Consider the following 5,357-nt stretch of genomic DNA (forward strand, 5'->3'; position numbering starts at 1 on the left):
TTTATTGCCAAAGAAATCACTCCAAACAATGCCCAATGGGAAAAAGACAAGCAAGTCACCCGGGAATCTTGGAAGAAACTTGGAGAAAACGGATTCCTTTGCCTCCAAGCCCCTGAGCAATACGGTGGTTTGGAAATTCAGGATTTCAGGTACAATGCGGTTTTTATCGAGGAATTGGGACTTTCCGGTTGCTCGGGTCCTGCGATTGGCTATCCGCTTCACTCTGATATTGTGTTTCCTTATATCCATCATTACGGGACAGAAGCTGCCAAAGCCAAATATATTCCCGGAATGATCAGCGGGGATTTGATTTCCGCCATTGCCATGACCGAGCCTGGCGCCGGTTCTGACCTGCAGGCTATCCGGGCCACTGCTGAGGATAAAGGTGATCATTACCTCATCAACGGTTCCAAAACCTTCATCACCAACGGCTTTCTCTGTGACATTGTGGTCGTGGCAGCCAAAACTGACCCAAGCAAAGGTGCCAAAGGAATCAGCCTTTTCATTGTGGACAAAGACATGGCGGGATTTTCTAAGGGAGTTCCCTTTGACAAAGTGGGTCTACATGCGCAGGATACCTGCGAATTGTTTTTTGAAGATGTGAAAGTTCCAAAGGAAAACCTCCTCGGGAACGTAGGTGAGGGATTCAAATACCTGATGACAGAGTTGGCGCAGGAACGGCTGATTGTGGGTTTGGCGGCGATTGCATTGGCGGAATCGACTTTTATCTCTACTGTGGACTATGTCAAAAACAGACCTGCTTTTGGGAAAATGGTTTCTGATTTTCAGAATACAAGATTTAAACTCGCAGAGATGGGAGCGAAGCTAGAGCAAGGCAGAATCTATGCGGATCAATTGGTCTTGTTGCATAACCAAAAGAAAGTAGATGGTGCGATGGCATCTTCAGCAAAGTTTCTCTTGACTGAACTTCAGTGCAACGTTTCGGATGAATGTGTACAGCTGCACGGGGGTTATGGCTATATGTGGGATTATTCAGTAGCTAGGGCTTTTGCTGACGCCAGGGTGCAGCGGATTTATGCCGGAACAAATGAGATCATGAAGGAGCTGATTGCAAGGAAAATTTTACAGTGAAATCCCAATTGTCGCAATGTGAGGCCAATTTCTGTCAAAGGGAATTGGCTTTATTTTTTTCCAAACTTTTATCTTTTATATTTAAAACTGATAATTCATAAACTCAAATTCAACCCAAAATAATAAACCTTTATGCATAATTTTCCCTGGTATGAATTTTACCCGAGTTCGGTCAAGACAGACGTAGATGTTCAGGCTTATAGCTCTGTGGTGAATCTCTTTGAAGAGAGTGTCAAAAAATTCGGCAATTCCATAGCCTATGAATGCATGGGCAAGACCCTTACTTTCAATGATGTAGACAAGCTGTCCAAAGACTTTGCTTCCTACCTCCAAAATCACCTGAAGTTGAAAAAAGGCGACCGGGTTGCGATTCAAATGCCAAATTGCCTCCAATATCCCGTAGCTATGTTTGGCGTGTTGAGAGCCGGAATGGTGGTGGTCAACACCAATCCACTTTATACTCCCACAGAGATGAAGCATCAGTTCAATGATTCGGGTGCGTCAGCGATTGTGATTTTGGCAAATTTTGCCAATAATCTTGAAAAAATATATGAGGAAATTGAAGCAAAGCATGTCATCATCACAGAATTGGGGGACATGTTGGGCGGATTAAAAGGAACTATCGTCAACCTTGTCGTCAAATATGTCAAGAAAATGGTGCCGGCATACAGCCTTCCAAAAGCTATTGGATGGAAAAAAGCGATGTCTTTGGGCGCATCCGGCAATTACAAAAGAGAGGAAATGACTTTAGCCGATTCCGCCTATCTCCAATATACAGGCGGAACTACAGGCGTATCCAAAGGGGCTGAACTTACCCACGGAAACATCTGCGCCAACATGCAGCAGATTTCTGAATGGATGAAACCAAAACTGAAGGAAAGGGAGGAGATAGTTATAACCGCACTTCCCCTATACCATATTTTTGCACTGACAGTCAATTGCCTTGCGATGATGAAGATCGGGGCTCACAATGTCCTGATTACCAATCCGCGTGATATGCCTGGATTTATCAAAGAACTCAGCAAAGTGAAATTCACCGTTATCACAGGTGTGAACACACTTTTCAATGGATTGATGAATGCTGAGGGTTTTGCAAACCTTGATTTTTCCACACTCAAAGTTGCAGTCGGTGGTGGTATGGCCGTGCAGGAAGCTACTGCCAAAAAATGGGAGAAAATCACTGGTGTGCCATTGGCAGAGGGTTATGGACTGACCGAGACCTCTCCTGTGGCTACCTGCAACCCGATAGACGGTACAGAAAGAATCGGTACCATAGGGATTCCTTTGCCCAATACCGATGTCAAAATCATCGATGATGAAGGAAAAGATTTGGGTATAGGACATCGCGGGGAAATCTGTATCAAAGGACCACAAGTGATGAAAGGCTATTGGAATAGACCCGAAGAAACAGCCAAAGTCATGGACGGAGACTGGTTCAAAACCGGTGATATTGCCATTTTGGATGAAGATGGTTTTGTCAAAATCGTCGATAGAAAAAAAGAAATGATTCTCGTTTCGGGATTCAATGTCTATCCAAACGAAGTGGAAAATGCCATTGCACTCCATCCAAAGGTGTTGGAAGTCGGCGTCATCGGCATGCCTGATCCCAAATCCAATGAAAAAGTGGTCGCCTATGTAGTAGCAAAAGACAAATCGGTAACGGCTGAGGAAATCATAGCTTTTTCAAAAGAAAGCCTGACCAATTACAAGGTTCCAAGAGAAGTGTACTTTGCCGATGAATTGCCAAAATCCAATGTGGGAAAAATTCTCCGCAGGAAGATCAAGGAAATGCACGAAAAAACAATTACGGCCTGATTTGTAAATCAAAGAAAAACATAAAGGATGCGGCACTTTGAAGAGTTCGCATCCTTTTTTATTTTGATCCAATAAACCCAAAAGTAACCCAAATGCAATTCGACTATATCATTATTGGCGCAGGTTCTGCAGGATGTGTTTTGGCAAACCGGCTCTCAGAAAATCCAAAAAATTCTGTTCTGCTTATTGAAGCCGGAGATAAGGATACCAAGCAAGAAATCCATATACCAGGTGGCTATACTAAACTGCATAGGTCAGAAGTGGATTGGGCTTTTTGGACGGAGCCACAGGAAAATGTAGATGGAAGAAGACTTTTTGTGCCAAGAGGAAAAGTCCTGGGTGGTAGCAGCAGTACCAATGCTATGGCTTATGTAAGGGGAAATAAACTTGATTTTGATGAATGGGAAGCTTTGGGGAATAAAGGTTGGGCATACCTGGATGTGTTGCCCTTTTTCAAAAAATCCGAGCACAATGAGGATTTCTCCGGGGAATATTATGGAAAACTAGGTCCTTTGCATATTGGCTATTCCCGTCAGCCACACCCTTTGGGACATGTATTTATTGAGTCCTGCCAAAGAAACGGGATTCCCCACAATGAAGAATACAACGGCGCTAAGCAGTTTGGTGCCTCTATGCTTCAGTTCAACATCAAAGATAACAAAAGACAAAGCACAGCAATTGCTTTCCTCAAACCGGTTTTGCATAGGAAAAATCTGACAGTAAAAACAGGATTAACGGTGACAAGAATCCTGATCGAAAATCTCATAGCCACCGGTGTAGAAGTACTCAATGCAAAAGGTGAGGTGGAAAAAATCACCGCTTCCAAAGAAATCATCCTGAGTGCCGGGGCGATCAAATCCCCACAGATTTTGATGCTTTCGGGGATAGGTGACAAGGGTTACCTCGCCAAATTTGGGATCAAAGTTTTTCATCACCTACCTGGAGTAGGTCAAAACCTGATTGACCATGTTTGGTCGGGAGTGAGTTCATTTTCCAAAATCCACACTGATAACCATACCTTGAAACCACTTCAAATGGGTAAATCCTTTTTGAATTACTTACTTTTCAAAAAAGGACCTTTGGGAAACAGTCCTTTGACTGCCAATGCATTTTTAGCGTCAGAGGAAGGTTTGGAAAGGCCTGACTTGCAGTTTCATCTTGCTGTTTCGGCTGTGGCAGCAGATTACAGCACAGACATATATGATTACAAGACCTTTCCATACAAAAGCGGATTTTCAATTATGGTGATTTTGATCAGACCTGAAAGCCGCGGATTTATTGGTCTGAAGTCCAATAAGCCAACTGAAGCACCTTTGATTCAGCCCAATTTCCTTTCAGACGGAAGAGATTTGGAGGTTTTGATAAAAGGAATGCTGAAAGCCAAAACTGTGATGGAGACTTCCCCATTGCAGGATTTCAGTGAGTCAGGAATTTATCTTCCCAAGAAATTCGATGAAAAAAGCTTGATAGAACATATCAAAAAAAGCTTGGAGACCCTTTATCATCCTGTTGGTACCTGCAAAATGGGTCAGGACAATATGGCGGTTGTGGACGAAAAGCTGAAAGTCAAAGGGATTTCAGGACTCAGGATAGCCGATGCATCCATCATGCCCACCATTATTTCAGGCAATACTAACGCTGCCTGCATCATGATAGGGGAGAAAGCTTCGGATATGATTTTGGACAATGCTTAAATAATTGCTTTGATTTATGTTAAAAGTAGGAATTGTTATTTTGGAGATGATTTTCTTTCTTTTTTACAATCCAAAAATTTGAATAATTTTAAGATTGCCTAAAACAACCAATCTATGAAACTGAAAATCAGCCTCTTTTTTCTTTCCCTTCTTTTCCTTTCTTCCTGCCAAAAAACCGAAAAATCAGAAGTCGAAGAAAATAAATACAAGCTCTTAGCCGATGAAATGGAAAAATCACTCAGGGAAAACCTTTTGGAAACATGGTACCCTAAAGCCATTGATATTGATTCCGGAGGTTACTTCAGCAATTTCACATTCGATTTTCAGCTTAAGGACAACAGTCAGGAAAAGATGATTGTGACGCAGGCAAGACACCTTTGGTCCAATTCCAAAGCCGCCGCAAGGTATCCAAGACAAACGCATTACGCCGATGGTGCCAAGCATGGCTTTGAATTCCTAAGAGACAAAATGTGGGATCAGGAAAGAGGAGGTTTTTATCAATTGGTCAACAGGTCTGGATCGCCTCTTTTGGATAAATCCCCTCATAAAACAGCCTATGGCAATAGCTTCGGTATCTATGCCTTGGCAGCATATTTTGGTGCTACGGGAGATTCTGCAGGATTAGACATGGCGATCAAGGCCTTCAGATGGTTGGACGAACATAGCCACGATCCGGTACATAAGGGATATTTCCAGCATTTGGAGCAGGATGGAACTCCGATAGTGCGTCCTGCCGACACGCCTTCTACTTCAGAA

At 43.0% G+C, this 5,357-nt stretch carries 4 protein-coding genes; all 4 read left to right on the top strand.

Features of this window, described 5'->3' with window-relative positions; genetic code table 11:
* On the top strand, positions 1-1,092 hold a 1,092-nt coding region (locus tag ACZFYI_RS15120; RefSeq protein ID WP_462524964.1), incomplete at its 5' end, for an acyl-CoA dehydrogenase family protein.
* Between the two features lie 132 nt (positions 1,093-1,224).
* The gene (locus tag ACZFYI_RS15125) at positions 1,225-2,907 is read left to right on the top strand and encodes an AMP-binding protein (protein WP_462524965.1); all 1,683 of its coding nucleotides are present in this window, start codon (positions 1,225-1,227) and stop codon (positions 2,905-2,907) included.
* A gap of 92 nt (positions 2,908-2,999) precedes the next feature.
* Positions 3,000-4,601 (top strand): GMC family oxidoreductase, encoded by a 1,602-nt coding sequence (locus ACZFYI_RS15130; RefSeq protein WP_462524966.1) that lies wholly within the window; start codon positions 3,000-3,002, stop codon positions 4,599-4,601.
* A gap of 114 nt (positions 4,602-4,715) precedes the next feature.
* Positions 4,716-5,357, top strand: a 642-nt coding sequence (locus tag ACZFYI_RS15135; protein ID WP_462524967.1) for an AGE family epimerase/isomerase, incomplete at its 3' end; no start/stop codon positions are given.

This window comes from Aquiflexum sp. (genome assembly GCF_977115555.1).

Coding starts and splice junctions, on each gene's coding strand:
- ACZFYI_RS15130 (WP_462524966.1), top strand. CDS start 3,000: ATGCAATTCGACTATATCATTATTGGCGCAGGTTCTGCAGGATGTGTT.
- ACZFYI_RS15125 (WP_462524965.1), top strand. CDS start 1,225: ATGCATAATTTTCCCTGGTATGAATTTTACCCGAGTTCGGTCAAGACA.